Annotated in this window: 23 protein-coding genes, 1 tRNA gene and 1 riboswitch; of the genes, 13 read left to right on the forward strand and 11 right to left on the reverse strand. The window is 65.5% G+C overall.

Translation table 11 applies throughout. From position 1 onward, the window contains the following. Positions 1-182: 182 nt before the first annotated feature. Positions 183-674, forward strand: coding sequence for an SRPBCC domain-containing protein (locus CXQ91_RS23240; protein ID WP_104176223.1), 492 nt, complete (start codon positions 183-185; stop codon positions 672-674). A gap of 10 nt (positions 675-684) precedes the next feature. Then, a complete protein-coding gene (locus CXQ91_RS23245) occupies positions 685-1,260 on the forward strand; it encodes an N-acetyltransferase (RefSeq protein WP_258074241.1) in 576 nt (191 codons plus the stop codon). On the opposite strand, the gene CXQ91_RS23250 is transcribed toward CXQ91_RS23245, so the two are convergent. Both CXQ91_RS23250 and CXQ91_RS23255 read right to left on the reverse strand, forming a co-directional pair. Next, the gene (locus CXQ91_RS23250; RefSeq protein ID WP_104176224.1) at positions 1,257-2,288 is read right to left on the reverse strand and encodes a LacI family DNA-binding transcriptional regulator; all 1,032 of its coding nucleotides are present in this window, start codon (positions 2,286-2,288) and stop codon (positions 1,257-1,259) included. The genes CXQ91_RS23245 and CXQ91_RS23250 overlap by 4 nt on opposite strands. Before the next feature lie 46 nt (positions 2,289-2,334). Further along, a complete protein-coding gene (locus CXQ91_RS23255) occupies positions 2,335-4,071 on the reverse strand; it encodes a glycoside hydrolase family 13 protein (RefSeq protein WP_258074242.1) in 1,737 nt (578 codons plus the stop codon). A gap of 330 nt (positions 4,072-4,401) precedes the next feature. Here CXQ91_RS23255 and CXQ91_RS23260 point away from each other — a divergent pair, with 330 nt between their 5' ends. Further along, positions 4,402-5,772, forward strand: a complete 1,371-nt coding sequence (locus tag CXQ91_RS23260; protein ID WP_104176225.1) for an FAD-binding oxidoreductase — start codon at positions 4,402-4,404, stop codon at positions 5,770-5,772. On the opposite strand, the gene CXQ91_RS23265 is transcribed toward CXQ91_RS23260, so the two are convergent. The 4 genes from CXQ91_RS23265 to CXQ91_RS23280 form a co-directional block, all read right to left on the reverse strand. Next, positions 5,773-7,188 carry a DUF4032 domain-containing protein gene (locus tag CXQ91_RS23265; protein ID WP_104176226.1) on the reverse strand — a complete coding sequence of 472 codons (1,416 nt, stop codon included), beginning with the start codon at positions 7,186-7,188 and terminating at the stop codon, positions 5,773-5,775. A 175-nt stretch (positions 7,189-7,363) separates the two neighbouring features. Further along, the gene (locus CXQ91_RS23270) at positions 7,364-8,446 is read right to left on the reverse strand and encodes an ABC transporter ATP-binding protein (protein WP_104176227.1); all 1,083 of its coding nucleotides are present in this window, start codon (positions 8,444-8,446) and stop codon (positions 7,364-7,366) included. A gap of 236 nt (positions 8,447-8,682) precedes the next feature. Further along, entirely contained in the window at positions 8,683-9,501 is an 819-nt protein-coding gene (gene otsB / locus CXQ91_RS23275) for a trehalose-phosphatase (RefSeq protein WP_104176228.1), read from the reverse strand. Continuing rightward, positions 9,491-10,993: a trehalose-6-phosphate synthase gene (locus CXQ91_RS23280; protein ID WP_104176229.1), complete on the reverse strand. Its 1,503-nt coding sequence runs from the start codon at positions 10,991-10,993 to the stop codon at positions 9,491-9,493. Before CXQ91_RS23280 ends, otsB begins: the two co-directional genes overlap by 11 nt. Before the next feature lie 180 nt (positions 10,994-11,173). On the opposite strand from CXQ91_RS23280, the gene CXQ91_RS23285 reads away from it, so the two are divergent. After that, positions 11,174-12,064, forward strand: coding sequence for a DsbA family protein (locus tag CXQ91_RS23285; RefSeq protein WP_104176230.1), 891 nt, complete (start codon positions 11,174-11,176; stop codon positions 12,062-12,064). A 150-nt stretch (positions 12,065-12,214) separates the two neighbouring features. Next, positions 12,215-12,288: transfer RNA gene (locus CXQ91_RS23290), tRNA-Thr, on the forward strand. A 91-nt stretch (positions 12,289-12,379) separates the two neighbouring features. On the opposite strand, the gene CXQ91_RS23295 is transcribed toward CXQ91_RS23290, so the two are convergent. Further along, entirely contained in the window at positions 12,380-12,730 is a 351-nt protein-coding gene (locus CXQ91_RS23295; protein WP_104176231.1) for a hypothetical protein, read from the reverse strand. A gap of 143 nt (positions 12,731-12,873) precedes the next feature. Between CXQ91_RS23295 and CXQ91_RS24635 the strand changes: the two genes are divergently transcribed. The 3 genes from CXQ91_RS24635 to CXQ91_RS23305 all read left to right on the forward strand — a co-directional run bounded on the left by CXQ91_RS24635 (position 12,874) and on the right by CXQ91_RS23305 (position 14,411). After that, complete coding sequence (locus tag CXQ91_RS24635; protein WP_146072425.1) at positions 12,874-13,095, forward strand: hypothetical protein; 222 nt, start codon at positions 12,874-12,876, stop codon at positions 13,093-13,095. A gap of 155 nt (positions 13,096-13,250) precedes the next feature. Further along, a complete protein-coding gene (locus tag CXQ91_RS23300; protein ID WP_104176232.1) occupies positions 13,251-13,553 on the forward strand; it encodes a DUF4193 domain-containing protein in 303 nt (100 codons plus the stop codon). Positions 13,554-13,868: 315 nt separating this feature from the next. Next, complete coding sequence (locus tag CXQ91_RS23305; protein WP_104176233.1) at positions 13,869-14,411, forward strand: hypothetical protein; 543 nt, start codon at positions 13,869-13,871, stop codon at positions 14,409-14,411. 97 nt (positions 14,412-14,508) lie between these two features. On the opposite strand, the gene CXQ91_RS23310 is transcribed toward CXQ91_RS23305, so the two are convergent. From CXQ91_RS23310 to CXQ91_RS23320, 3 genes are read right to left on the reverse strand one after another with little or no spacing between them, the layout of a single operon-like run. Next, entirely contained in the window at positions 14,509-16,083 is a 1,575-nt protein-coding gene (locus CXQ91_RS23310) for an APC family permease (protein ID WP_104176234.1), read from the reverse strand. A gap of 30 nt (positions 16,084-16,113) precedes the next feature. Then, on the reverse strand, positions 16,114-17,139 hold the full coding sequence (locus tag CXQ91_RS23315; RefSeq protein ID WP_104176235.1) for an agmatine/peptidylarginine deiminase: 1,026 nt from the start codon (positions 17,137-17,139) through the stop codon (positions 16,114-16,116). Beyond that, positions 17,136-18,182 carry a nitrilase-related carbon-nitrogen hydrolase gene (locus tag CXQ91_RS23320; RefSeq protein ID WP_104176236.1) on the reverse strand — a complete coding sequence of 349 codons (1,047 nt, stop codon included), beginning with the start codon at positions 18,180-18,182 and terminating at the stop codon, positions 17,136-17,138. Before CXQ91_RS23320 ends, CXQ91_RS23315 begins: the two co-directional genes overlap by 4 nt. Positions 18,183-18,374: 192 nt before the next feature. Here CXQ91_RS23320 and CXQ91_RS23325 point away from each other — a divergent pair, with 192 nt between their 5' ends. Beyond that, entirely contained in the window at positions 18,375-18,854 is a 480-nt protein-coding gene (locus tag CXQ91_RS23325) for a Dps family protein (RefSeq protein WP_011690627.1), read from the forward strand. 145 nt (positions 18,855-18,999) lie between these two features. On the opposite strand, the gene CXQ91_RS23330 is transcribed toward CXQ91_RS23325, so the two are convergent. After that, positions 19,000-20,616 (reverse strand): MFS transporter, encoded by a 1,617-nt coding sequence (locus CXQ91_RS23330; protein ID WP_104176237.1) that lies wholly within the window; start codon positions 20,614-20,616, stop codon positions 19,000-19,002. 68 nt (positions 20,617-20,684) lie between these two features. On the opposite strand from CXQ91_RS23330, the gene CXQ91_RS23335 reads away from it, so the two are divergent. The 4 genes from CXQ91_RS23335 to CXQ91_RS23350 form a co-directional block, all read left to right on the forward strand. Further along, positions 20,685-21,224 (forward strand): TetR/AcrR family transcriptional regulator, encoded by a 540-nt coding sequence (locus tag CXQ91_RS23335; RefSeq protein WP_104176238.1) that lies wholly within the window; start codon positions 20,685-20,687, stop codon positions 21,222-21,224. 150 nt (positions 21,225-21,374) lie between these two features. Next, a riboswitch (glycine riboswitch) is annotated at positions 21,375-21,473 on the forward strand. Positions 21,474-21,664: 191 nt separating this feature from the next. Next, positions 21,665-24,538, forward strand: coding sequence for an aminomethyl-transferring glycine dehydrogenase (gcvP, locus tag CXQ91_RS23340; RefSeq protein WP_374953708.1), 2,874 nt, complete (start codon positions 21,665-21,667; stop codon positions 24,536-24,538). A gap of 11 nt (positions 24,539-24,549) precedes the next feature. Then, positions 24,550-25,710 (forward strand): glycine cleavage system aminomethyltransferase GcvT, encoded by a 1,161-nt coding sequence (gene gcvT / locus CXQ91_RS23345; protein WP_104176240.1) that lies wholly within the window; start codon positions 24,550-24,552, stop codon positions 25,708-25,710. A gap of 482 nt (positions 25,711-26,192) precedes the next feature. Next, positions 26,193-26,371: glycine cleavage system protein H (locus tag CXQ91_RS23350; RefSeq protein ID WP_374953709.1), on the forward strand; the 179-nt coding region annotated here is incomplete at its 3' end.

Raw genomic sequence — 26,371 nt, forward strand, 5'->3', positions numbered from 1 at the left:
GAACCCGGAAGCTAAGACCCACAGCGCCGATGGTACTGCACCCGGGAGGGTGTGGGAGAGTAGGTCACCGCCGGACATAAATTAGAGCTCAGGCCCCGACAAGGAATGTCGGGGCCTGAGTCATTTAACGGCTATTTCAGTACCGCTCGGGGCTGGCCGGCCGCCGGGTAAAGTTGTTGACCATGGACAACCTCTTCAGCCACGCGTCCCCTGCGGACGAAGCATCCGAGCCCGTAGATGCCCGGGACGCCATCGTGCACACAGTGGTGGTGCCCGGACCGGTTTCCAAGGCATTCATCGGCTTCACGGAACACACCCACCTTTGGTGGCCGCTCGAGGATCACAGTGTGTATGGCGCCGGCTCGTACGTCGAGTTCGAAGAAAACCTGGTCCTCGAAACTGCCGACGACGGCCGCACGGCCGTCTGGGGCTCCATAGACGACTGGCAGCCCCCGATGTCCTTTCATGCCAGCTGGCACCCCGGGACCACGGCATTGTGGTCCACGGAGCTACGGGTCGCGTTCAGGGCCGTGGATGGCGGGACTGAGCTCCGTCTCGTTCACGACGGCTGGGAGGGCGCCGAGGACCCGGCACGGACGCGCGCCGAGTACGATGCCGGCTGGCCGGGCGTCCTGGCCCGCTTCGTGCGGTTTATGGGCGGTGAAGTTGGATAGGGTCCGACGCATGGTTGCGGGGGACTGGGAACGGCTGCGTGCCGTACGGCTGGAGATGCTGGCCGACACCCCAGCTGCCTATGTGGAATCACTCGAGTCCGCCCAAGAGCAGACAGGGGGCCAATGGCGGAACCGGGCCGTCGCGATGACAGCCCCCGGAAGCGTGACTTTCGTCGCCGAGGAGATTCCTGAAGAGCTTTCCAAAGTGCTTCCCCGGGAGACTGGCGGGGCCAGGACTTTCTGCGGTCTGATGCGGGTGGTGGTCAAGCACCCACAGGAGGCCAACCGGCCCCTCCAGGCCATGCTCATCAGTGTGTATGTGTCTGCCCCGCACCGTGGAACCGGCCTTGCGGATGAGCTGCTTCGCCGTTCGGTCAGGGCCGCGGCCGATGAGCTGGGAGCCGGGCTGTTGCAGCTGGGCGTCCACGAGGACAATTCCCGCGCCGCGGGATTCTATGCACGCCACGGTTTCCATGACACCGGTCGCCGGGAGGTATACCCGCTCGATACCAGCAAGAAGGAAATCATCATGGAGCGTGAGCTGGCACCGGCGGAGCGGGACGCTAATCACGGACAAAGTAGTTAGTGCGTTGGCCCGGTATCGCCGGGTGGCACGGAGGTACTGGACCTGACCACGAAGTTGGTGGGGAACTCCGTGTCGGTTGCGCCGCCGTCGGCAGCGTCCTCAAGCCCTGCCAACAGGAGCCGCACTGCCAAAGCCCCCTGGCCGCGGGCGTCCTGGTCGATGGTGGTCAGCCCAAACACCTCGCCAAGCTCATGGCCGTCGATGCCGATGACGGAAAGGTCGTAGGGGATCCGGAGGCCGAAATCGCGTGCCGCCAGGATCGTGCCGATGGCCATCTCGTCCGAAGCAGCGAAGACCGCGGTGGGACGTTCGGACGTGCCGCCCAGCAGCCGCCTGGCACTCGCGTAGGCCCCCTGGACGGTGAAGTCGGCGGACACCTGCCATTCGGGCCGCACCGGCAGCCCGGCAGCCGTCATGGCCTTGTGGTAACCGCCTTGGCGCATACCCGGAAGCCGGAAGTCCTGCTCGAAGAAGGCATCTCCCGTCATATGCGCGATCTTGGAATGGCCCAGCCGGATCAGGTGGTTGGTGGCGGCCTCGGCTATGCCGGCGTCGTCTATCCGGATGGTGGAGGCGCCCGGCAAGGGACCACCGATACCCACAATTGGCCGGTGGATGGCCAGCAGCTGTTGTATCTCAGCCGCACTGAGCTCGAGCGAGACAGCGATGACCGCATCCACGCGTTTCCGCAGCAGGAAGTCGTTCAACACGCTGTGCCTTCTGTCCGGGCCTTCGCTGACGTTGTAGAGCGTGAGATCGTATCCGGCGTCGAGCAACGTAGCCGAGACGCCTTCCACCACCGCGGAGAAATACCAGCGGTGGACGGAAGGCACCACCACACCCACGTTATGGTTCCGCCCGGAAGCGAGACTGGAGGCGTGGTACGACAACACGAAACCGAGCTCAGCCGCGGCAGTCCGGGCACGTTCGCGGCTGCGTGCCGAGACATTTCCCTTTCCACTGAGTGCCCGCGACACCGTTGCGGTGGAAAGGCCCGCCCGCTCAGCGACGTCCTTGATGCCGGGCATATTTAGCTCTCCGTGTCCTCAACTGCGAATCTAGACGACAGCAGGATCACCCAAGTGGCAGGTTCAACCAGACCGTCTCACCTGAGCCTAGCTGATGGTCGCCGTCGTGCGTTTCCGCTGCCGCCAGCGAGCTGCGCAGCAGCACCACCCCCGGCGGGAGTTCCATCGCATCCCGTCCGACGTTCATGACCACAAGCGTGGTGCCGTTGAGGTAAGCCAGGGACGTATCGGTGCACCAGCTTTCCAGCCACGCCAGTGACCCCCGACCCAGGTCAAGCTCCCTGCGCATCGCCAGCATCCGGCGGTAGAGGTTCAAATGCGACGACGGCTGTTCCGCCTGGGCATCACGCGCCAGTTCACTGAAGCTCTCCGGCTGCGGCAGCCACGGGGCCTGCCCGGACCCGAACCCGGCGTGCAGTTCGGCGGCGCGCCACGGCAGGGGCACCCGGCACCCGTCGCGGCCCAGCCGTTCGCCACCCGTGCGCGCAAATGTGGGGTCCTGCCGCTGGCTGTCCGGAATATCGATGCCGTCGGGAAGCCCCAGCTCCTCGCCCTGATAGAGGTAGGCTCCGCCGGGCAGCCCGAGCATGAACATCGATGCTGCCGCCGCCCGGGTCCTGCCCGCCACGAGGTCGGGCTGATGGTCAAAGATGCCGATCCCGTCGCCGTCGCGCGGTGCGGCGCCGTCGTAGCCGAAGCGGGTGGCGTGGCGGACGACGTCATGGTTGGAGAGCACCCAGGTGCTGGGCGCGCCGACGGCATCCAGTGCCACCAGCGAATCCGTGATCACGCCGCGGAGGCGGCGAACGTCAAGTCCAGCATGCAGGTAGGGGAAATTGAACGCCTGGTGCATCTGGTCCGGCCGGACCCAGTCTGCCAAACGGGGCAAGGGATCCACATTGGCTTCGGCACACAGGATGCGGTCCGGACCGTACTCCGCGAGGATCCGGCGCCAGGCCCGGTAGATGTCGTGGAGAGCCGGCTGGCCGAACATCGGTGCCTCGTGGCCGGGGTAGCCGTCCGAACTGCCGCCGTCGGCCCTGCCGCCCCACTCCGGCAAACCGGGAGCCTTCACCAGGGCATGCGCAACGTCCACGCGGAAACCGGCGACGCCCCGGTCCAGCCAGAAGCGAAGCACGCGCTCGAATTCATCGTGGACCGCCTGGTTGTCCCAGTTGAAATCGGGCTGCGAGGCGTCAAAGAGGTGCAAATACCATTGCCCGGGCGCGCCGTCCGGCTCCGTGATGCGGGTCCAGGCCGGTCCGCCGAAATGCGACTGCCAGTTGTTGGGCGGTTCCTCGCCAAATGCGCCGCGGCCGTCCCGGAAGATGAACATGTCACGTTCCCGGCTGCCGGCCGGTGTGTCGAGGGCCTGCTGGAAGGCGGCGTGCTGGTCCGAACAGTGATTGGGAACAAGGTCCACGATCACGCGGAGGTTCAGGCGGGCGGCTTCCGCCATCATGGCATCGAAGTCGGCCAGGGTGCCAAACAGCGGATCGACATCGCAGTAGTCGCTGACGTCGTAGCCGGCATCCTTCTGCGGGGACCGGTAGAACGGCGATAGCCAGACTGCATCGACATCGAGCCTGGCCAGCTGCGGCAGCTCTGCCGTGATTCCGGCGAGATCACCGATTCCGTCCCCGTTCAGGTCGCGGAAGGAACGCGGATACACCTGGTAGATGACGGCAGACCGCCACCACCCGGGGGCGTCATCGGCGGTGTGTACCAAGGTCAGTGGCCCGGCCGAGACGGCGGGGGCTTCGAGCATTGAGTCAACGGACATGCCGGTAATCGTAGAACGGATTTTCGCGGAACTGAAAACGCTTCCAATTGTGACGCACGCCTCATTGCGCCATGTCTTCTCTGCTTCTTGATACTGCAGTTTTCGGCCAGAGGGTATGGCCCATAGGGACAACGCTGGTCCTGGACGGCCCCGCCCCAGCTCTTGCGTCACCCACTACCGCCGAGTAATATGGCTTTCTCCTGCGACTCCGTCCGGCAACTTTGGAAGCGCTTGCAGATGCGCGCCGCAACGGCACTGCCAGCCGGCGCTGAAGGCACGCGGGGCCCCGCGGACTAGACTGAAGGCCGGATCGACGGACCTGGAGGCCGCATGGGCAACATTGTTGACGAGCTCAAAACCATCCTGGAGCCCGGCAAACTAGCCGTGGACGAACAGACCCTGGCCATCTACGCCATAGACCAGGGCCCGGTCCTTGACTACCAGTTGCCGTTGGCCGTGGTCTGGGCGGAAACAGTGGCGGACGTCCAGGCGGTGGTCACAGCCTGCGCCAAGCACCACGTGCCCATTGTTGCCCGCGGGGCCGGGACGGGTGTCTCCGGCGGCGCCCATGCCAGCCCGGGGTGCATCGTGCTGGGCCTTGAACGGATGAACCGCATCCTGGACCTGAACCCTGACGACGAGACCGCCGTCGTCGAACCCGGCGTGATCAACGCCGACCTCAACGACGCCGCGGCCGTCCACGGGCTGATGTACGCGCCGGACCCCGCAAGCTTCCGGACATCCACCATCGGCGGCAATGTTGCCACCAACGCCGGCGGGCTGCGCTGTGCGAAGTACGGCGTCACCCGCGACTCCGTGCTGGCCCTCGATGTGGTGCTGGCCGACGGATCCCTGATCCACACCGGCCACCAGACGTTCAAGGGAGTTGCCGGCTACGACCTCACGGGGCTGTTCGTTGGCTCCGAAGGGACGCTCGGAATAGTGGTGGGGGCAACGGTGCGGCTGAAGTACCTGCCCCGCGAAGTGCACACCATCGCGGCGTTCTACCCGGACTTCCGCAGTGCAGCGGCGGGCGTACTGGCAGTCGGGAAGGCGCGCGTGCAGCCCGCCATCATGGAACTGCTCGACGGCGGATCGCTGCGTCAGCTCGACGAAATCCACGGCTCGGACCTGAGCGCCCGCGGGGCATCGCTCCTGCTGATCCAGACGGACGGTTTCGGAGCAGCCGCGGAAGCTGACGTGGTCCGCGACGTCCTTGCTGCCAGCGGAGCCACGGTGACCAGGGAGGCCAGTGCCGAAGCCGAGCAGCTGGTGGAACTGCGGCGCAACAGCCGCGGCGTCGAAGTGGACGACGAATACCGCGTGGGGGAGGACGTGGCGGTGCCCCGCTCGCGGCTCGTGGACTACGTCGGCGAACTCGAAGCCATGGCCGTCGCCCACGGCGTGCAGCTCAAAGTCGTGGCGCACGCCGGCGACGGCAACCTGCACCCCACGTTCTGGGTGGACCGGCTGGACAACCAGATGGACGCCGAAGCCATGCAGCGGCTGGGCGCCGCTCTGGACAAATCGATCACGGTGGCGCTGGCGATGGGCGGCACCATCACCGGCGAGCACGGGATCGGGCAGTACAAACTACGGTGGTTGGGCCTGGAACAGCCCCAACCCGTGCGTGAACTTCAGCGCCGGATCAAGGAACTCTTCGATCCGGCCGGCATCCTGAACCCCGGAAAGGCCATCTAGCTAGTCGTCGGCGTCCGGGTATTCGTCGATGTCCTCGTCGCCGTACCGGGACTGCTCGGTCTCCACTTCCAGGATCTTGAGGAGCTCGGTGTCCGGGTTGAGCATGATTGCTGCCTCATCGCGGCGGTGCCGAAGGATGGAGTCGATGTAGGACTGCACTGCTTCGGCCAGCGGAATATGCCGTTCCTGCTTTTCGGACATGTACCAGCGGTGCTCCAGGACCTCGTGGACGGCTTCCGCCGGTTCGAGCTTGCCGGAAAGGTCCCGCGGAATCGAGCGGACAATGGGCTCGAAGATCTGGCTGACCCAGAGGTGGGCGCTGTATTCCTCGTCCATTGTCGGGTTGTTGTCCGCCCGGAACGAGTCCATGTCGTTGAGCAGGCGGCGGGCCTGGTTTTCCTGGGCGTCCAGTCCTGTAAGCCGCAGCAGCCGGCGCTGGTGATGCCCCGCGTCCACCACTTTGGGCTGGAGCTGGATGGTGGAGCCGTTCTGGGTGGTCTTGATCGCGTATTCCTCGACGTCGAACCCGAGCTCGTTGAGCTTCCGGATCCGGGCGGCCACACGCCAGCGTTCCCCGATCTCGAACGATTCCTTCGCCGTGAGCTCTGTCCAGAGCCGCCGGTAGCTGTCCATGATGAGTTCGCTGGTGGCCACCGGGTCCACCTTCTCTTCGATCAGCCCGCCGTCCAGCAGGTCCATCAGCTCACCGGCGATGTTGACCCGGGCGATCTCGAGATCGTATTCGCGCTGGCCGGTGGACAGGTCCGGGTACAGCTCGCCCGTTTCAGCATCCACGAGATACGCCGCAAACGCGCCGGCGTCGCGGCGGAAGAGGGTGTTGGAGAGCGAAACGTCGCCCCAGTAGAAGCCGATCAGGTGCAGCCGCACCATCAGCAGCGCCTGGGCGTCAATCAGACGGGTGAGGGTGTCCTTGCGCAGCATCTGTGAAAAGAGCGCACGGTAAGGCATGGAGAACTTCAGGTGGCGGGTGACCAGCACCGGGTTCAGCGGCCTGCCGTCCGGCGTTGTGCGGCCGGTGATGACGGCCACGGGCTCAACGCAGGGCACGTCCAGGCGTGCCAGCTTGCGGAGCATGTGATACTCATGGCGGGCCACGTGCTCTGACGTTTCCTTGATGGCAATCACGGAGCCGCCGAGGTGGGCGAAGCGCACAATATGGCGGGAAATACCGCGGGGGAGTGCGGCAAGGTTTTCAGCCGGCCAGTCCTCCAGGGCGATGTGCCACGGCAGGTCCAGGAGCTCCGGATCAGCCGCGGCGGCGGTGATGCTCAGGTTGCTGGAGACGTTGGAACTCTTGTCATCGTTGGCGCTGGCCGCTTCAAACCGAGGCAGTTTGCCGATCTGGCCGTAGTCGGTGGGTTCGTCGTGCCATTGGGCGTTGCTTTCCTCGGTCATGTGCCAATTCTTCCGTACGTAGGGGCGGGGTGCCTAACCAAAGTCAGGAAGGCCGCGCTTAAACCACGACGGCGGCCCGTCCAGTGAGGAGGGCCGCCGTCGGTCAGTGCATTGAGGTGCCGATCAGGTGGTGGCAGCTGGTGCACCCACCCGATTCAGGCTCCGCAACCGGGAACTAGTCGCCGAGGCGCAGGCCGGTCTTGGTGTCGAACAGGTGGACGTGTCCGGACTGCGGGCGGACGTGGATGGACTCGCCCTTCATCGGGGGACGGCGGCCGTCGACGCGGGCCACAATGTCGTGGCTCTTGCCGTCCAGCGTGGTGTGGCCGTAAACGTAGGCGTCGGCACCGAGTTCTTCGACGACGTCGACCTCAACCTGGAGACCTTCACCTGCGGCGACCTGCTCGAGGTCCTCGGGGCGTGAACCCAGGGTGACAGTGGCGCCGTGTGCTTCTTCGAGGATATTGCGGGGGACCGGGTAGACGGTTCCGCCGAACTGGACGCCGCCGTCGACGACGGGGAGTTCCAGCAGGTTCATGGCGGGGGAGCCGATGAAGCCGGCGACAAAGACGTTCTTGGGCTTGTCGTAGAGGTTGCGCGGGGTGTCAACCTGCATCAGCAGGCCGTCCTTCAGCACGGCCACGCGGTCACCCATGGTCATGGCCTCGACCTGGTCGTGGGTCACGTAGACGGTGGTGACGCCCAGGCGGCGGGTCAGGGATGCGATCTGCGTACGGGTCTGCACGCGGAGCTTGGCATCAAGGTTGGAAAGCGGCTCATCCATGAGGAAGACCTGCGGGTTACGCACGATGGCGCGGCCCATGGCAACACGCTGGCGCTGGCCGCCGGAGAGTGCCTTCGGCTTGCGGTCCAGGTACGGCTCGAGGTCAAGAAGCTTTGCTGCTTCGCGGACACGCTCGGCGCGCTCTTCCTTGCTGACGCCGGCGATCTTCAGTGCGAAGCCCATGTTGTCTGCAACCGTCATGTGCGGGTACAGCGCGTAGTTCTGGAAAACCATGGCGATGTCGCGGTCCTTCGGCGGAACGTCGGTGACATCGCGGTCGCCAATGAGGATACGGCCGGCGTTGACATCCTCAAGGCCTGCGAGCATGCGCAGCGAGGTGGACTTGCCGCAACCGGAGGGTCCAACGAGGACCAGGAATTCGCCATCGGCGATGTCGATGTTGAGCTTATCGACGGCGGGCTTATCTGTGCCCGGGTACAGACGCGTAGCGTTATCAAAAGTAACTGTAGCCACAGTTATCAATCCCTTCACCGGCAGGTACGTGCCGGACGATCCGTTGTGAATGGTTCATATTTATTCAGTTGTCCACGGTTTTGCAGCCGTGTACTCCCCGGCCGAAGCCGAGGAGTATCGCGTGACGCCGCACGGTGTCTGTGCGCCACATCACAAACAGAGTATGTCAGATTTTATGCAATGTGGTGCAAATGTTACGGAGGTCACATGTGAGATCCGTAACGGGACGCGCCAACCTACGCGGAACCGGAGACTGCCCGGGTCCGTTCCCTGAGCAGCGCTTCCAGCAGCTCGGCGATGTGTACCGGAGCCTCCACACGGAACTGCGCCTGGGTGAAGTCGAGCCCCACCTTTACGCCCACATCACCCGGATAGAGCCGCCCCAGGGCGTCTTCATCGGTGGTGTCGTCGCCCGCGAAGACCACCGCCGTGGCGCCGGTCGCCTGGCGGAGGAAGGCCATGCCTTCGCCCTTGGAAGCGTGCACTACGGATGTCTCCAGGACGCGGTTTCCGTTTTTCAAGTACACGTCCGGGCGGTCCTGCAGGACGGCCCGGACGGCGGCGACGGCGTCTTCCGCCACATCGTCGGCAGCCAGCCGGGTATGGAGCACCACGCCCGCCGGTTTGTCTTCCAGTAACGTGCCCGGTGCCTGCTCCACGATCTCTTCAAGGACGCGGCGGACATCCGCCAGCAGCGTCAGCTGTTCCGGGTCAAGGGTGAGTTCGGACGAGCCCGGTCCAAGCCAGGCTTCGGCCCCGTGGCTGCCGATCAGGAGCGTCTCAGGTGGCGGCGAGGCGACCGCCCGGAGGCTGGCGAGGGCCCGCCCCGAGATGAGTGCCGTCGTCGTGCGCGGGAGGCCGGCAAGGCCGGCAAAGGCGGCGGCGGACCGGGGGAGCGGGCGGGCGTCCGCCGCGTGGTCAACCAGCGGGGAGATGGTTCCGTCGAAATCCATGGCCACGAGCAGGTGGTCGGTGGCGGCAACCTCCTTGAGGGCTGCCAGGAGTTCCGGCTGAAGGGTGAGGGGCGTCTTGCCCGGAGCGGCATCAGGAGTCATCGCGGACCACTTTCTCTTTGAGCGCTGCAAGGAAGTCTGCTGACCAGAGATCGACGTCGTGATCCAGGATCTGCTTGCGCATGGACCGCATCCGCCGGGAAGCCTCGGCCGGCTCCATGTCCACGGCCTTCATGATGGTGTCCTTGAGGCCGTCGATGTCATGCGGGTTCATCAGGAGAGCCTGTTTGAGCTGGTCCGCGGCGCCGGCGAATTCGCTGAGCACAAGGGCGCCGTCGTTGTTGGTGCGGGCGGTCACGTACTCCTTGGCCACCAGGTTCATGCCGTCCCGCAGCGCGGTGACCAGCATGACGTCGGCCGCCAGGTAGAGGGCCACCATTTCGTCGATGGGATAGCTGTGATGCAGGTACCGCACCGCCGTGTTCTGCATGGTGTCGTAGGTGCCGTTGATGTGGCCCACGGTGCCTTCCACCTCTTCACGAAGGAGGCGGTACTGCTCCACCCGCTCCCGGCTGGGGCTCGCCACCTGGATCAGGGCCGCGTCCTCCACCGTGACCTTGCCGTCGGCCAGCAGCTCCTCATAGGCCTTGAGCCGGTGACGGATGCCCTTGGTGTAATCGAGGCGGTCGACGCCGAGGAGGATGGTCTTGGGGTTGCCAAGGTCCCGGCGGATCTGGTGGGCGCGCTCGATGATCTCGGGATTGCGGGCCAGTTCGCTGATCTGCTTGACGTCGATGGAGATGGGAAAGGCCTGCGCACGGGCGATGTGGGTGGTTCTGCCGTCCGGGCCCTTGACGTGCACCTGCTGCTGCTTGACGCTCGCACCCAGGAAGCGCCGGGCGGACCGCATGAAGTTGCCGGCATCGCTGCTGCGCTGGAAGCCCACCAGGTCCGCGCCCAGGAGGCCGTCAATAATGGCTTTGCGCCAGGGGAGCTGGGCGAAGATTTCCGGCGGGGGGAACGGGATGTGGTTGAAGAACCCGATCTTCAGGTCCGGGCGTGCTTCGCGGAGCATCTTTGGAACGAGCTGCAGCTGGTAGTCCTGGACCCAGACGGTGGCTCCGTGATCGGCGTGCCGTACGACGGCGTCGGCGAACCGCCGGTTGACCTTCCGGTAGGAGTCCCACCACGTGCGGTGGAATTCCGGCGGCGCGATCACATCGTGGTACAGCGGCCAGAGGGTGGCGTTGGAGAAGCCCTCGTAGAACAGCACGACGTCGTCGTTGCTCAGCTGCACCGGGACCAGGTCCATGCCGCCGTGGCTGAAGGGCTCGACGGTTTCATCCGGGGCGCCGTGCCAGCCCACCCAGGCGCCGTCGGTCTTGGTCATCATCGGAGCCAGCGCGGTGACCAGGCCGCCCGGTGACCTGCGCCAGCCGTCCTCGCACCCGCTGTCCTCCGGTGCGCAGCGGTCAACCGGCAGCCGGTTGGACACCACCATAAAGTCGTACAGCGTGGCTTCCGCCTGGCTGTCGCCCGGAGCGGGCTTCCCGTCAGCGTTTGCTTCGGGTTTTTCACGGTGCGTAGTGTGCATTGGTGCCCCCTGGGGTTGCTAATAGCTCAACGTCAACCCTAGCCGGACGGAATCTTCCCTGCTATTCATCCGTTGGGCAGGCTGACGGAAACTTGAAAGCGCAAGCTCTCAGGTTTCTCCCCTAAACTGAAAAAGTTGCCACTTAGTGGTCCGCACCTGGCCGATCGACACGAGGAACTGATGAGCGCCGCAAACGAACCCCGCAAGTCCAAAGCAGAACGCACTGCCGAGGCCCGCGAGAAAGCCCGTGAGATCCGTGAGGCGCAGCTGAAGAAGGACAAGCGCAACAAGCTCCTCATCGGCTGGGGCATCGTGGTGGCCGTCGTGGCCATCCTCGCCATCGTTGCCCTGGTGGTCAGTTCCAACATCAGGAACAACGCTCCGGTCGCGGACGAAGGTCCCACGCCGGCCAACGGCAACATCCACGGTGGTGTGACGCTGCTGGCCAACTCCGAGGTTGTGAAGTCCGACCCGGCGACGGTCAACGTGAAGGACGTTCCGGCCAAGCCGGAAACGCCGCCCGCCGAGGTGACGGCTCCCGGCGCCGAGGCCGAAGCGGGGAAGCCCGTGAAGGTGGTCGTCTACATCGACTTCATCTGCCCCGTCTGCAAGCGGTTCGAAACCACTTACAACGAGCAGCTGACCAGCCTCCGCAACGAAGGCAAGATCTCCGTGGAGTACAGGCCGCTCGGCTTCCTGGACCAGCAGTCCACCACCAACTACTCCTCCCGCGCGGCCAACGCCGCAGCCTGCGTGGTCAACGAATCGCCGGAAAAGTACTCCGACTTCCTGAACATGCTGTTCGACAAGCAGCCGGCCGAAGGCAGCGCGGGCCTGTCCGATGACGAGTTGAAGAAGATGGCCACCGACGTGGGTGCCAAGAGCATCGATTCCTGTGTGGAAGAGAAGAAATACCGGCCGTACGTAAAGGTGGCCACGCAGGAAGCTGCGGCCATCGGCGTGAGCGGTACTCCGACCGCCTTCGTGGACGGCAAGCAGTGGGGCAAGGGCGACTCCGCCAACACCGACCTGATCCCGTTCATCCAGGCCGCCATCGACGCCAAGGGCTAGCAGCAAGCCGCGCCCGTGCAGCAGTTCAGCGGCCCGGTTCCGGACGTATCCGGAACCGGGCCGCTGCCGTTTTTACCGCGGGGGCGTCCTTGGGCTAACCTTATCTAGCACCGCCCGGTGCGCCTGTTCCGTCAGGCAGAAACAGGGCACGCCTCCTTAGCTCAGTTGGCCAGAGCACCGCTCTTGTAAAGCGGGGGTCGTCGGTTCGAATCCGACAGGGGGCTCTGCAAAACCCCTCCTTTCCGGCAAGTCCGCCTGGAATGGAGGGGTTTTTTCATGCCTGGCGGCTTAGTCAGGTGTCACCCCTGCCTCCTCCTACGAGTCGGCGTCTATCCTCCCGAGCAGGTCCTTGGCAGCCTTGGCGATTTCATCATGGTCATATTGCGCCGCCCGGCTTTCCAGGGAAATCACGGCGCAACGGTGGACCTTCTTGAAATCGCCAAAAGGAAAACTGACGCTGCCCTTGGTGCCTTCCGACTCGTCCGGGTCGAGGCCCAGATGCCACTTGGAGAACTCTGAGAAGCCGTGCTTTTCGATGAAGGCATTTTCCTGGCCGGCCGACGGTGCATGCTCGCTCCAGTCGTCCCGGGTGTCGCGGACAACTTTCCCGTCCTTCACGAGGCTGCGGGCGTGGTCCAAGGCCTTCTTGTTGAGCTTCGTGGCCATGTCATACCTCCGGGATCTCGGATGTGTTGTCCCTCAAGGCTAAAACCGCCGATCACGGGCCGCCAGAGTCCCGGCCAACAGATGTAACGCCGCGGAGACTGCGGCGAAACGTGCCCACAACATGGCCCGCCTACCTTGGGCGTATGACAACACGCCTGCCCGCCCGAATAGCCTCATGGTTCGAGGCCCGGCCCATGCCGGCCGCAGCGCCCGGTCCGGACCCCAGCGCCTGGGAACAGGGCAATGCGGCCATCGCCGATGTGACCAGGTGGGGCTGGCTCCCGGCACTCAGCGGGGTGTCCATCGCAGCCGATCATGCCGCGAGGGCACACGGCCAAACGGCCGGTGCAGCAGGCGAGGGATAGCCGCCGAACTGCTGGCCACGGCCGCTGGTAGCACTGCGTGGCGACGTAATCTGTCGGGTTGGGCACACTTTGCCTCAACTACCGGCATAATGACCTAAACTGCTTCACTGAGGTGCCTGAAATGGCGCTGCGCAGCAACGAAAGTGAACCACGCTATGGCTACCGATTACGACGCCCCACGCAAGACAGAAGAAGAGTCTCCCGCTGAATCGCTGGAGGCCCTTCAGGCGTCCCGCAGCGGCGGAGCCCAGACCGCCGTGATCGATGTTGACGAGAACGATACGGCCGAGGGTATTGACCTTCCCGGTGCGGATCTTTCCGGCGAAGAACTCACGGTCACCGTTGTTCCCGAGCAGTCCGATGAATTCACCTGCTCCTCCTGCTTCCTGGTCCGTCACCGGTCCCAGGTTGCACGCGAAAAGAACGGTATGAAGTACTGCCGCGACTGCGAAGGCTAGGCAACTTTCCGACGCGCGCCACAACTTCACAGCAAGGCATAACGAGGCGCCGGCAGCCCGAAAAGGGCGGCCGGCGCCTCGCTTCATCCGCAGAAGCTAACGCCCCCGCCGGCGTCGTTATCCGACATCACGGAACCACGCCCAAAACCTGCCCAAACGGCTTTCGAACAGTGCGAAAACGGCTGCCGCAATCATCGTCCCGTAACCTGCGCCAGGGCTGGCTAACAGTTGGGTGCCGAACGGATTTCGACCCTCGTTTTTGCCTGTACGGACTCCTACGCTTGAGGTATCTCATCACTTCCGAGGGTGGCTCAAATGAAGAAATTTCAAGTATGGCTGGCGGCAATCCTGATGGCAGCCGGACTCGGCCTTGTGGCACCGGCGCCGGCATCCGCCTCCTACTGCGGGCTGGTGTGGGGATCGTTGGAGAAATCCGAGGCGGCCATGAGCACCGGAAAGGTCACCGATGTCCGGACGGGGCAGCACTACTGCTTCGACCGCCTGGTGGTTGACCTTAACGGGCCCGTGGAAGGCTATACCGCACGGTATGTTCCCACAGTCGTGCAGGACGGTTCCGGGTTCCCGGTTCCCCTGCGCGGGCGGGCATTCCTCCAGATCACCGCCACTGCGGCGGCTTATGACGACGGCGGCAACTCCACGTACAACCCGGCCGACAAGAATGAACTGACCAACGTTGGCGGCTACCAGACCTTCCGCCAAGTGGCCTGGGCGGGGAGTTTCGAAGGTTACTCGACCATCGGCCTTGGTGTCCGTGGACGCCTTCCCTTCAGGGTATTCACCCTGGACGGGCCGGGGGCGGGATCACGCCTGGTGGTTGACGTTGCACACTACTGGTGACCTGCACTAGCCAAACGCACTGCAGGCCCCGCTCCGGATCTTCCGGGGCGGGGCCTGCAGCCGTGTGGGTCCTCAACGCGGTGGTTGCGGGGATCCCTTACTCGGGCACCACCAGGGCCGGGGTGTCCTTGCGGATGGTTTCGCCGCGGAAGAACCCGGGCTGCAGCCTTGCCATGATGAGCATGAACACGGCGCCGAGGGCGAGGATGCCGACGCCTAGGACGAACACCAGTCCCACGCCGAAGATCTCGGACCCGCTGCCGAACTCCGGCGCCCAGCTGTCCGCCGCCGTCTGCAGGAATACCACCAGGAGGCCCAGTCCGCCCAGCAGCGGGCAGAGCAGCCGCAGCATGAAGTGGCGGAAGCTGCTGAACACGCTCTCACGGAAGTACCAGACGCACGCGAACGCCGTCAGCCCGTAGTAGAAGCAGATCATTAGCCCGAGGGCGAGGATGGTGTCGTTGAGGACGTTTTCGCTGACCACGTGCATGACCGCGTAGAACCCCGCCGAGAGGACTCCCGCCGCGACGGTGGCGAAGCCAGGCGTCGCAAACTTCTTGCTCAGGTGGCTGAAGGGCTTGGGCAGGGCGCCGTAGTGGGCCATGGCCAGGAGGCTGCGGGACGGAGAGGTGAACGTGGACTGCAGCGAAGCCGCCGAGCTGGAAAGGACGGCCAGGGACATCAGGATGGCGAAGGGGCCCATGATGGGGGAGGCCAACGCCGTGAAGATGTTGGCGTGGTTCTCCTCGTTGTTCAGGCCGACGCCCTCGGTGCCCACCCCGGCGAACATCATGGTTGCGATGGTCACCAGCAGGTAGATGCCCAGGACCACGACGGCGGTGAGGGTGCCGGCAATGCCTGCGGTCTTCTTGCCGTTGGCCGTTTCCTCGTTCACGGTGAGGCAGACGTCCCAGCCCCAGTACACGAAGATGGACAGCGAAATCCCGGCGGCAATCTGCCCGAAAGTTTCGATCTTGGTGACGTCAAACCATTCCCAGCTGAACGGGATGGAGGTTTCCGAGGAAGACCAGTTGGCGAACGCCATGGCGACGAACAGTCCGAGCACCAGCAGCTGGAAGCCCACCAGGCCGTACTGCACGATCTTGGTGGTGTGCAGCCCGCGGTAGCTCACCCAGACGGCAAGCGCCACGAAGACAAAGCACGTGGCCACGTTGAGGGGCTTGTTGGCGGCGAGGTCCGCCAGTTCCGGCGTCCCCGTGAGCTGGGCGAGGAACAGGTAGAAGAAGTCCACCGCCACGGCGGCCAGGTTGGACAGCACGATGATGTTCGCGGCGAGGAGTCCCCAGCCTCCCATCCAGCCCACCCACGGGCCGAAGGCCTTGGTGACCCAGGTGAACGTGGTGCCGCTGTCCGGCGAGTCAGCGTTGAGCTCCCGGTAGGCCAGGGACACCAAGATCATGGGAATGAAGCCGATGAGGAAGATGACAGGCAACTGCAGCCCGGCCTCGTTCACCGTGGGCCCGAGGGCGCTGGTCAGCGTGTAGGCCGGGGCAATCGTTGAAATGCCAAGGACGACGACGGCGAGGAGGCCCAGCTGCCCGCCCTTGAGTCCCTTTCCGGTGATGCCGTGCGGCGTGCCGGGAGCATCGGCGACGGCTGCCCCGGCGCCGGCTGTGCCGGCCTCGGAGCTGTTGCGGATGGTTTGGGTCATGTCCGTCCCTTTCTGGGAATCAGCACGGTTCTAGGAAGCAGCAGGCTGCTGCTGGGTAATGCAGTGGATGCCGCCGCCCCGCGCGAACAGCTCGCGGGCGTCGATGCCCACGATCCGGCGCCCAGGGTAGGCGTCGGCAAGGATCCGAAGGGCCTTTTCGTCGTTGGGGTCCGAGAAGGTGCAGGCGATGACCCCGCCGTTGACCACCAGGTGGTTGATGTAGCTGTAGTCCACGAATCCCTCGCCGTCCGTAAGCGCAGCGGGTGCGGGGACTTCGATGATGTTCCACTCCCGGCCTGCCGCGTCCCGCGTCGTGGACAGGAAACTGATGATCTCGCGGCTGACCTCGTAATCGGGATGCCCGGGGTCCTGCTGGGAATGGACCAGCAGCGTGCCCGGGGAGGGGATGGCGGCCACGATGTCCACATGGCCCCGGGTTCCGAACCGCTCCGAGTCCCTGGTCAGGCCGCGGGGCAGCCAGATTACGTGCGTGGCGCCGAGGGTCCGGGCGAGCTCGGCCTCCACATCCGCCTTGGACCGTCCGGGGTTGCGGCCCGGGTCCAGCTGCACGGTTTCGGTGACCAGCACGGTGCCCTCGCCGTCCACGTGGATGCCGCCGCCCTCGTTGACCAGGGCCGAGGAAAGGTGGCAGGCTCCGGACCGGCCGGCGACCTCCGCACCGATCAGCGAGTCCTTGTCCCAGCGGGCCCAGTCCTGTCCGCCCCAGCCGTTGAAGACCCAGTCGACCGCACCGAGGCGCCCTGCTTCGTCCAGCACGAACGTCGGGCCGATGTCCCGCATCCAGGCGTCGTTGAGGTCCGCAGTGAGAACTTCAACGGCCGGATCCAGGTAGCGTGCGGCGGTGTCGACGTCGTCGGGGGTCACCACTACGGTGACCGGCTCAAATTCGACGGCGGCATTGGCGACGGCGGCCCAGACGGATCGCGCTGCGTGGGCTTCTGCTTCCGTGTCACCGAGGGTGTACCCACCGGTGGGGAACGCCATCCAGATGCGCTCCTGCGGCGCCGTCTCGGCGGGCATGCGCCAGCGGCTCATGCAGTCACCTCTGTTTCAGCCGGCGCGGCCACCGGTGCTTCGCCGCCGAGCGGCTCGCCGGGACGGACCGATGCCGTGAGCCGGCCGTAGGTGTCGGGGCGCCGGGTAGCAAGGAACGGGAACAGCGTGAGCCAGTCCTTGCGCTGGTCCAGGTCCAGGTCGGCGACGAGGACGGCGGATTTGTCGCGGGGAGCCTGCGCCAGGATCCGGCCGTAGGGGTCCGAGATGAAGGAGGAGCCGTAGAAGTTCAGCGTCCCCTCGCTTCCCCAGCGGTTCGGCGCCACCATGAACAGGCCGTTGGCGATGCCGTTGCCGACGATCACCTGCTGCCAGAGGGGCTGGGTGTCAAAGTCCGGATGGTCCGGCTCCGAGCCGATGGCCGTGGGGTAGACCAGGATCTCGGCCCCGCCCAGGGAGTACAGGCGCGCGAGTTCCGGGAACCATTCGTCCCAGCAGGTGGGCATGCCCAGCCGGGCGCCGCCCAGTTCGGCAGGGGAGTGGACCTCGTAGGCGTCCTCTACGGCCGGGCCCTGGCGGAAGAACTTGTCCTCGTAGTAGCCGGCGGTCACCGGGATGTGAAGTTTGTGGGTCCGGGCCAGCAGTTCACCCTCGGGGGACACCAGGATGGACGTGTTCAGTCCCAGGCCGTCGTCCGAGCCGTCCGGATTCTCCGCACGCTGGTACAGGGAAGCGTGGATGCAGATGCCGTGCCGGCGGGCGGCCTCGGCGGCGAAACGGAACGTGGGGCCGGTCAGCAGCTCCTCGGCGAGGTCCGACGGGCGGGGGCGCGCGGCCCAGGGGCGTGACGTGTCGTTTTCGGGGAGGGTGTCCGCCGGGTAACGGGAGAGCGTGAGTTCCGGCAGGAAGACAACGGTGGCCCCCAGCCGGGCTGCGCGTCCGATGCCCTCGTCCAGTTCTGCGCGGAGTTCCGCGGCGTCGGCGTGCCAACGGTGCTGAACCACTCCGATCCTCAGCGCAGGACGTGCCGAGGGCTGGGTCCGCGCGAGGGAAACAGGCGGGGTAAGGCAGGTGATTTCAATCATGGTGAATACTCCAGTGAGACGGCGGTCACTAAATGAATGACGTTCATTTAGTATCCACGCCATGCCGCCGCATGGCAAGGAAAAAATGAACAAACATCATTTTGTTAAGCCCGGCGCGAGAATCGGTGGCGCCGCTGTGGCGGCTGGGATAGTTTCGAATTACCCGAGAAACCGCTGACACCAGGAGGATCAATGAAGGCATCACCGACGCTGACCAATAATCTGCAGGCTGTGCTCGCGGACCTGATTGAACTGCACATCCAGGGCAAGCAGGCGCACTGGAACATCGTGGGAACGAACTTCCGCGACCTCCACCTGCAGCTGGATGAAATCATCGACGCCGCACGGAACTTTGCCGATGACATGGCCGAGCGCATGCGCGCGCTCCATGCCCTGCCGGACGGCCGCAGTGCCACCGTGGCGGAAACCACCAGCCTCGCCCAGTTCCCGCAGGGCCTGATCAGCACCAAGGACGCCGTTGACCGCATCGTGGCCGCACTTGAGGCCGCTGTGGGCACCATGCGCAAGGTCCACGACGAGGTTGATGAGGAAGATCCCACCACCGCGGACCTGCTTCACGAGTTCATTGCCAAGCTCGAGCAGTACGCCTGGATGGTGGGCGCGGAGAACATGAAGGCTTCGGCCAGTGTGACCACTCCCGACAGCAAGTAACCCCGACGGCACGATAACGCCGCAGGAAAATGGGTTGCGACGCCCTTATTCGCTCGCAGCCGCCAGGGAAGCCCGGCACCGGATCATCCGGCGCCGGGCTTCCCTTTTGCCGGGCTGGCCTTTATCGACTAGGGCTGACTGCGCGTTACTTCGCCTTGGGTACTCCGCGGAGTACGACGGCGACCAGGACCGCCGCCCCTGCCATCAGCCCCAGCGCAATGGACGCCGTCACGTGGACGCCTGAATCAAACGCCACCCGGGCGGCGGATGTCAGGGCGTCCGCCAGCGGGGCCGGCAGCGAGTGGGCCAGCTCGACTGCCCCCGTCAGCGTTTCGCGGGCCTGGGCGACGTCGTGGGCAGCGCTGCCGGTCCCCGACATGCTGATGCCCTCCGGCAGAACCAGGTTCCGCTGATAGGACGCCGTGAGGATCGAGCCAAGGATGGCTGTTCCAAGCAGTGAGCCAATCTCATAGCCTGTTTCCGATATGGCGGCTGCCGCGCCCGACTTTTCCGGCGGGACGGCCCCCAGGATCAGGTCGTTGGAGATGGTTTCCGCCGCGCCCACGCCCAGGGCAAGGATCAGGAGAGCGCCCAGCAGGAGAGCCGGGCCGCCTGAATGATCCCCAAAGGCCACCACGAAGTAGCCTGCCGCGCTGAGCGACAGGCCCCCGGCGACCACGAAGCCGGGCCGTACCTTCCGCACCAGCGGCACCACGAGCAATCCGGCGGCCACGGTGGCAATCAGGGCCGGGATCATGGCTATTCCGGATTCCGTCGGGCGCTGGCCTTCCAGCAGCTGGAGGTGCTGGGCGAGGAAAAGAATGAAGCCGTTGAACGAAAACAGCGCCAGGACGTTGGCCGTGATGGCCGTGCTGAAAATCCTGTTCCCGAAGAGACTCACGTCCAGCAGCGGGCTCCGGAGCCTTTGTTGGCGCCGGACGAAGACATAGCCCATCAATAGCCCGAAGGCGATGATCGCGGCGGGTGCGACCCCGAATCCCTCCGTGGCCAGCGACTTGATGCCGTAGACCACGGGAACCATCGTCAGCAGGGACAGGGCGATGCTGGCGATGTCCGCCGTGCCGGGCCGGGGGTCCCTGGACTCGGGAATGAAAACAGGGCCGAAGGCCAGGATGGGCAGCATGATGGGCACTGCCACCAGGAGGATGGCGCCCCACCAGTACTGCTCCACGAGCCAGCCGCCGAAGATCGGGCCCAGTGCGGCACCACCCGAGAATCCTGCCGCCCAGATGGCAATGGCAAGCCGCCGCCGGTTGGGGTCCGGGAAAATGTTGCGGATCAGGGACAGGGTGGACGGCATCAGCATCGCGCCGAAAAAGCCCAGTGCCGCGCGTCCGGCGATGAGCCATTCCGCGCTGGGGGCGAAAGCGGTGGCTGCCGACACCGCGGCGAAGCCCGTGCTGCCGATCAGGAGGAGCCGGCGGCGGCCGATCCGGTCGCCAAGACTCCCCATGGCCACGAGGAGCCCGGCGAGGACCAGGGGATAGGCGTCCACGATCCAGAGCAGTTGAACGCCGCTGGGTTCCAGGCTGCGGGCGATCGCGGGCAGCGCGAACGTCAGGGCGGTGTTATCGACGGCGACCAGCAACACCGGAAACATCAGCAGCCCAAGGGCCAGCCATTCGCGTCCCGGCTTCGGGGCGCCAAGCTGCCGGCCAGCAGGCTCGTGTGCGGCGCGGACGGAAGCGCCGGCGGCGAGGTCCTGCGTGGCCGGCATTGAAGGTGAGGAGAAGGTTCCCATGCAATAACTATACCGTCTGGACGGTATAGTTAAGAAATGAGCCCGGGCCACCGGGCATGATAGGAACCATGGCCAGAAAACCTGTTGCACGCGAGGCCGTGCTGGACGCCTTTGAATCCCTCCTGATTGAAGTGGGCGAACGTGCCGCCACCCTGGATGCCGTGGCGAGGCGGGCCGGCGTTTCCAAGGGCGGACTCCTGTACCACTTCCCGAACAAGGAGGCCATGATCTCGGCGCTCCTGGAGCGCATGGATCGGCTGGTCGCGGAGGACGTTCAAATCATGGCCAACGCTCCTGAAGGGGCGGCGGTGCACTTCATCAAAGCCTCCCTCTGGGCCGACACTCCGCTGGACCGGGTCTTTGTGGCCGCCACTAGGCTGGCCGAAGTGGCGCACGAGGAAACGCTGCACCGATTCGCTGCCGTCCAGGGCGCCTGGCTGGGGCTGCTGGCCGGCGACGTCGGCCCGGCGATGGCCAAGGCCGTGCTCTACATGGGCGATGGACTGTATTTCAATGCCATGCTCGCCAGCGGTCCCGGCGCCTCCCCGCCCGAAATGAGCGGCGACGTCGACAGCCTCCTGGCCGCCGTCGAACGCCTCCGCGGCTGAGCGCCGCGCGGCTGCCGTACCCGCCGTTCACACCCGCCGCTCCGGAGGTGCGTAACGCGGCGCCGGCGTGGCCCCCGGAGTTTGCAGACGCGTCTCCGGCGTAGGACAATGGACGCTGTGACTGTTGTCACCGCAAACTAAATATGCCTTTGATCTGCGGCGGGAGAGTTCTGCAAGTAGGTACAAGCAGGCGCCGTAGGAGCAAATCCTCCCCAGGAATCTCTCAGGCCCATGTACCGCCGCGGCAAGGCAACTCTGGAAAGCAGCAGGCTGTCCGTCCCGCGTCCCAACCCTGTTGAGGACGCGGAACCCTGACATGCTGTGCTCACCGACGGTGCAAGCGGACCCATGCGAAAGCACGGCTCCGCGGAAACTCTCAGGTCCAATACAGAGAGGGGAGGAACCCGAATCGATGTGGCGTACCCTGCGCCGCCTTAGTTATGGAGTTCCTTGTGACTGTCAATTCAGCCTCCACTTCCTTCGTTGACCGCCATATTGGCGCGCGCCGCGAAGCCGACGTCGACGCGATGCTCAAGGCTGTCGGCTACGACACCGTTGACTCGCTGGTGGACACGGCCGTTCCGAAGGATATCCGGCAGGATTCGCCGCTGGAGCTCACTGCGGCCCTCAGCGAGGTGGAAACCCTGACCGAGCTGCGCAAGCTTGCCGCCAAGAACAAGACTGCCGTGCAGATGATCGGCCAGGGCTACTACGACACGGTCACCCCGCCGGTGATCCGCCGCAACATCCTCGAAGCGCCGGCCTGGTACACGGCGTACACTCCCTACCAGCCCGAGATCTCCCAGGGCCGGCTCGAAGCCCTCCTGAACTTCCAGACCATGGTGCAGGACCTCGTGGGCCTGCCCATCGCCAACGCCTCGCTGCTCGATGAAGCCACCGCCGTGGCAGAGGCCGTGCTGATGATGCGCCGCGCCAACAAGAACAAGGAAGCCCACGACGGCAAGACCGTCCTGGATGCCGACTGCCTCCCGCAGACAATCGCGATCGTCAAGGGCCGCGCGGAAGCGCTCGGCTTCGAAGTTGAGGTTGCCGACCTGTCCACGGGACTGCCCGACGGCGTCATCAACGGCGTTGTCCTGCAGCAGCCCGGCGTCTCCGGCCGTGTGTTCGACCACTCCGAGGTCATCGCTGCCGCGAAGGAGCGCGGCGCGCTGGTGACCGTAGCCGCCGATCTCCTGGCCCTGACCCTCATCACGCCTCCCGGTGAGCAGGGCGCTGACATCGCCGTCGGGTCCGCCCAGCGCTTCGGTGTTCCGCTGTTCTATGGCGGCCCCCACGCCGCTTACATGGCTGTCCAGAAGGGCCTCGAGCGCTCCATGCCGGGCCGCCTGGTGGGCGTCTCCAAGGACTCCACCGGACTCCCGGCCTACCGGCTTGCCCTGCAGACCCGCGAGCAGCACATCCGCCGCGAGAAGGCCACGTCCAACATCTGCACCGCGCAGGCCCTGCTGGCCATCGTCGCGTCCATGTACGCCGTCTACCACGGCCCGGAAGGCCTGAAGGCGATCGCGGAGACCGCCCACGGCCACGCCAGGACCCTCGCCGCTTCCCTGAAGGCCGCCGGCCTGGCCGTCCAGCACACCAGCTTCTTCGACACCGTCACCGTTTCCGTCCCGGGCAAGGCAACGGACATCCTCGCTGCCGCCGAAGCCAAGGGCATCAACCTGCGCGGAATCGACGCCGACACCGTCGGCATCTCAACCGATGAGGCAACCACCGAAGCCGTCGTGGCCGACGTGCTGGCCGCCTTCGGCGCGTCTCTCGCAGACGCTGGCTCTGACGCGGCCGCCGGCTTCGGCCTGGACGCCGCCGTCGAACGCTCCTCCGAGTACCTGCAGCACCCCGTCTTCCACACGCACCGCTCCGAAACGCAGCTCCTGCGGTATGTCCGGAAACTCTCGGACCGTGACCTCGCGCTGGACCGGACCATGATCCCGCTGGGCTCGTGCACCATGAAGCTGAACGCCACGGCCGAGATGGAGGCCATCTCCTGGCCGGAGTTCGCGTCCATCCACCCGTTCGCCCCGGACTCCCAGACGGAGGGCTGGCGTGAACTCATCGCCGACCTCGAGGCCCAGCTGACCGAAATCACCGGCTACGACCAGGTGTCCATCCAGCCCAACGCCGGATCCCAGGGCGAGCTGGCCGGCCTGCTGGCCATCCGCGGCTACCACCTGTCCCGCGGCGACGACCAGCGCAACGTCTGCCTGATCCCGGCGTCTGCCCACGGCACCAACGCGGCCTCGGCCGTCCTGGCCGGCATGAAGGTGGTTGTGGTGGCCACGGCGGCCGACGGTACCATCGACCATGCCGACCTGAACGCCAAGATCGAGCTGCACAAGGACGCCCTGTCCGCGATCATGATCACCTACCCGTCCACCCACGGCGTGTACGACGCCGACGTCCGGGAAGTCTGCGACGCCATCCACGCAGCCGGCGGCCAGGTGTACATTGACGGCGCCAACCTCAATGCCCTGGTGGGCCTGGCCCAGCCGGGTAAGTTCGGCGGCGACGTGTCGCACCTGAACCTGCACAAGACCTTCTGCATCCCGCACGGCGGCGGCGGCCCGGGCGTCGGCCCGGTCGCGGCCAAGGCGCACCTGGCTCCGTTCATGCCGGGCAACGCGGCTGATCCGGCCAACGGCGCGGACGGCACCCCCATCTCCGCCTCCAAGTACGGTTCCGCGGGCGTACTGCCGATTTCCTGGGCCTACGTGAAGCTGATGGGCGGCCGTGGCCTCACCGATGCCACCAAGTCCGCGCTGCTCGCTGCCAACTACATTGCAGCCCGCCTCAATGATTTCTTCCCGGTCCTGTACACCGGTGAGGGCGGCCTTGTGGCGCACGAGTGCATCCTGGACCTGCGGGAGCTGACGGCCAAGACCGGCGTCACAGCCGAGGACGTGGCCAAGCGGCTGATCGACTACGGCTTCCACGCGCCTACCCTGGCCTTCCCCGTGGCCGGCACCCTGATGGTGGAGCCTACCGAGTCCGAGGACCTCGGCGAGATCGACCGGTTCATCACCGCCATGATCTCGATCCGCGCGGAAATCGATCAGGTGGCACACGGTGACTTCACGCTCGCGGACAGCCCGCTGCGCAACGCGCCGCACACGGCCGCCGCCGCGATCAGCACGGACTGGAACCGCGGCTACCCGCGCGAGCAGGCGGTGTTCCCGGTGCACTCCCTGAAACAGGACAAGTACTTCCCGCCCGTCGGCCGGATCGACGGCGCCCTGGGTGACCGCAACCTGATCTGCTCCTGCCCTCCCATCGAAGACTTCGAAAACTAAGGAAGCCTCCTATGTCTGAGAACTACACAGCACTCCACGAAGAGCACAAGAAGCTCGGCGCTTCCTTCACCGACTTCGGCGGATGGCAGATGCCCCTCAAGTACAGCTCCGAACTGGCAGAGCACCACGCCGTCCGCAAGTCTGCGGGCATTTTCGACCTCTCCCACATGGGCGAAGTCTGGGTGACCGGCCCCGACGCCGCGGCCTTCCTCGACTATGCCCTTGTGGGCAAGATTTCGGCGATGGCCGTCGGCAAGGCCAAGTACTCGCTGATCTGCAACGAGGACGGCGGCATCATTGACGACCTCATCACCTACCGTCGGCCCGCTCCGGCGGAGGCCGGACAAGACAGCACTGACAGGTTCCTCGTGGTGCCGAACGCCGGCAACGCCAAGGTGGTGGCCGATGCCTTGGCTGAGCGGGCTGCAGGCTTCGACGTTGTAGTCGACGACGTTTCGGCCGCCACTTCGCTGATCGCCGTCCAGGGTCCCAAGGCAGAAGGCATCCTGCTCCGCCTGGTTCCCGCGGCGCAGCACGAGCTGGTCACCGGTCTGAAGTACTACGCCGCCGTCGAGGTTCCCTTTATGGTGGCCGGCCGCAGCACCGACCTCCTGCTGGCCCGCACCGGTTACACCGGCGAGGACGGTTTCGAGATCTTCGTGGAGAACGACGACGCCGCCGCCCTCTGGCAGGCCATCGTCGCCATCGCGGACGAAGGGGAGCTGACGCCTGCTGGCCTGGCCTCCCGCGATTCGCTCCGGCTGGAAGCCGGCATGCCGCTGTACGGCAACGAACTCTCCATTGACGGCGACCCGTTCGCCGCCGGCCTGGGACCCGTCGTCGCGCTTTCCAAGGAAGGCGACTTCGTGGGCAAGGCGGCACTGGCAGCCAAGAAGGAAGCCGGCGCCGGATCAACCAGCGGCCGCAAGCTTGTGGGCCTCAAGGGCCTCGGACGCCGTGCCGGCCGGGGCCACTACCCGGTCCTCAAGGACGGCAACGTCGTAGGCGAGGTGACCTCCGGCCAGCCCAGCCCGAGCCTCGGCTACCCGGTGGCGATGGCCTACGTCGATGTCGAGTTCACCGAGCCCGGCACCGCCCTGGACATCGACCTCCGGGGCAAGGCGGAGCCATTCGAAGTCGTCGCCTTGCCTTTCTGCAAGCGCCAAAAGTAGTCCCTGCTCCGGCCCGGCCCGGGCCGTGGCTGGCTCCGGGGCCGTCCGTCTGGGTTTTCACGCGTGCTCGCTCGTTCCTCGCTTAGACGCACGCTTTCGAAAACCCAGCCCGGCCGGCCCCTCTAGGTCAACCCACCTCCCGCTGCAGCCACGTTGGGATGCCCCTTCGCAAGCCAACGGTGCTGGGGGATGGACCGCCTGCCGCAGGTGGGCTTTCTGGTACCTCGACAAGCTCGATCATTGGGGGTTGAGCTTGCCGAAACCCTTGCAGCCAACCTGGGGCTAGGACCTATTGATTTGAACGGCCAGGTTTCTTTTCGGAGAAAGCACTGGCATTAGGCGGCGGGGAAGTGGATTCCGGAAGCGTGCGTCTAAGGGAGCGTCGCGTCCGCTCTGCGGGCGCCTTCGCGAGCGAGCACGCGGAGGAATTCGGTTTCCTGTCGCTGTACGGAACCAACAGATTTCGAACGTAAGGAAAAAACATGGCAAAAGTTGCCCTTGAACTGCAGTACTCCGACGAACACGAGTGGGTTGCGCGCGAGGCCGGGAACCTTGTGTCCATCGGCATCTCCGCCGTTGCCACCGATGCCCTGGGCGACATTGTGTACGTGGACCTGCCCGAGGTTGGCGCCGCGGTGACCGCGGGGGAGACCTGCGGTGA

This window comes from Arthrobacter sp. Y81 (assembly GCF_002929335.1).
Taxonomy (GTDB): Bacteria; Actinomycetota; Actinomycetes; order Actinomycetales; family Micrococcaceae; genus Arthrobacter.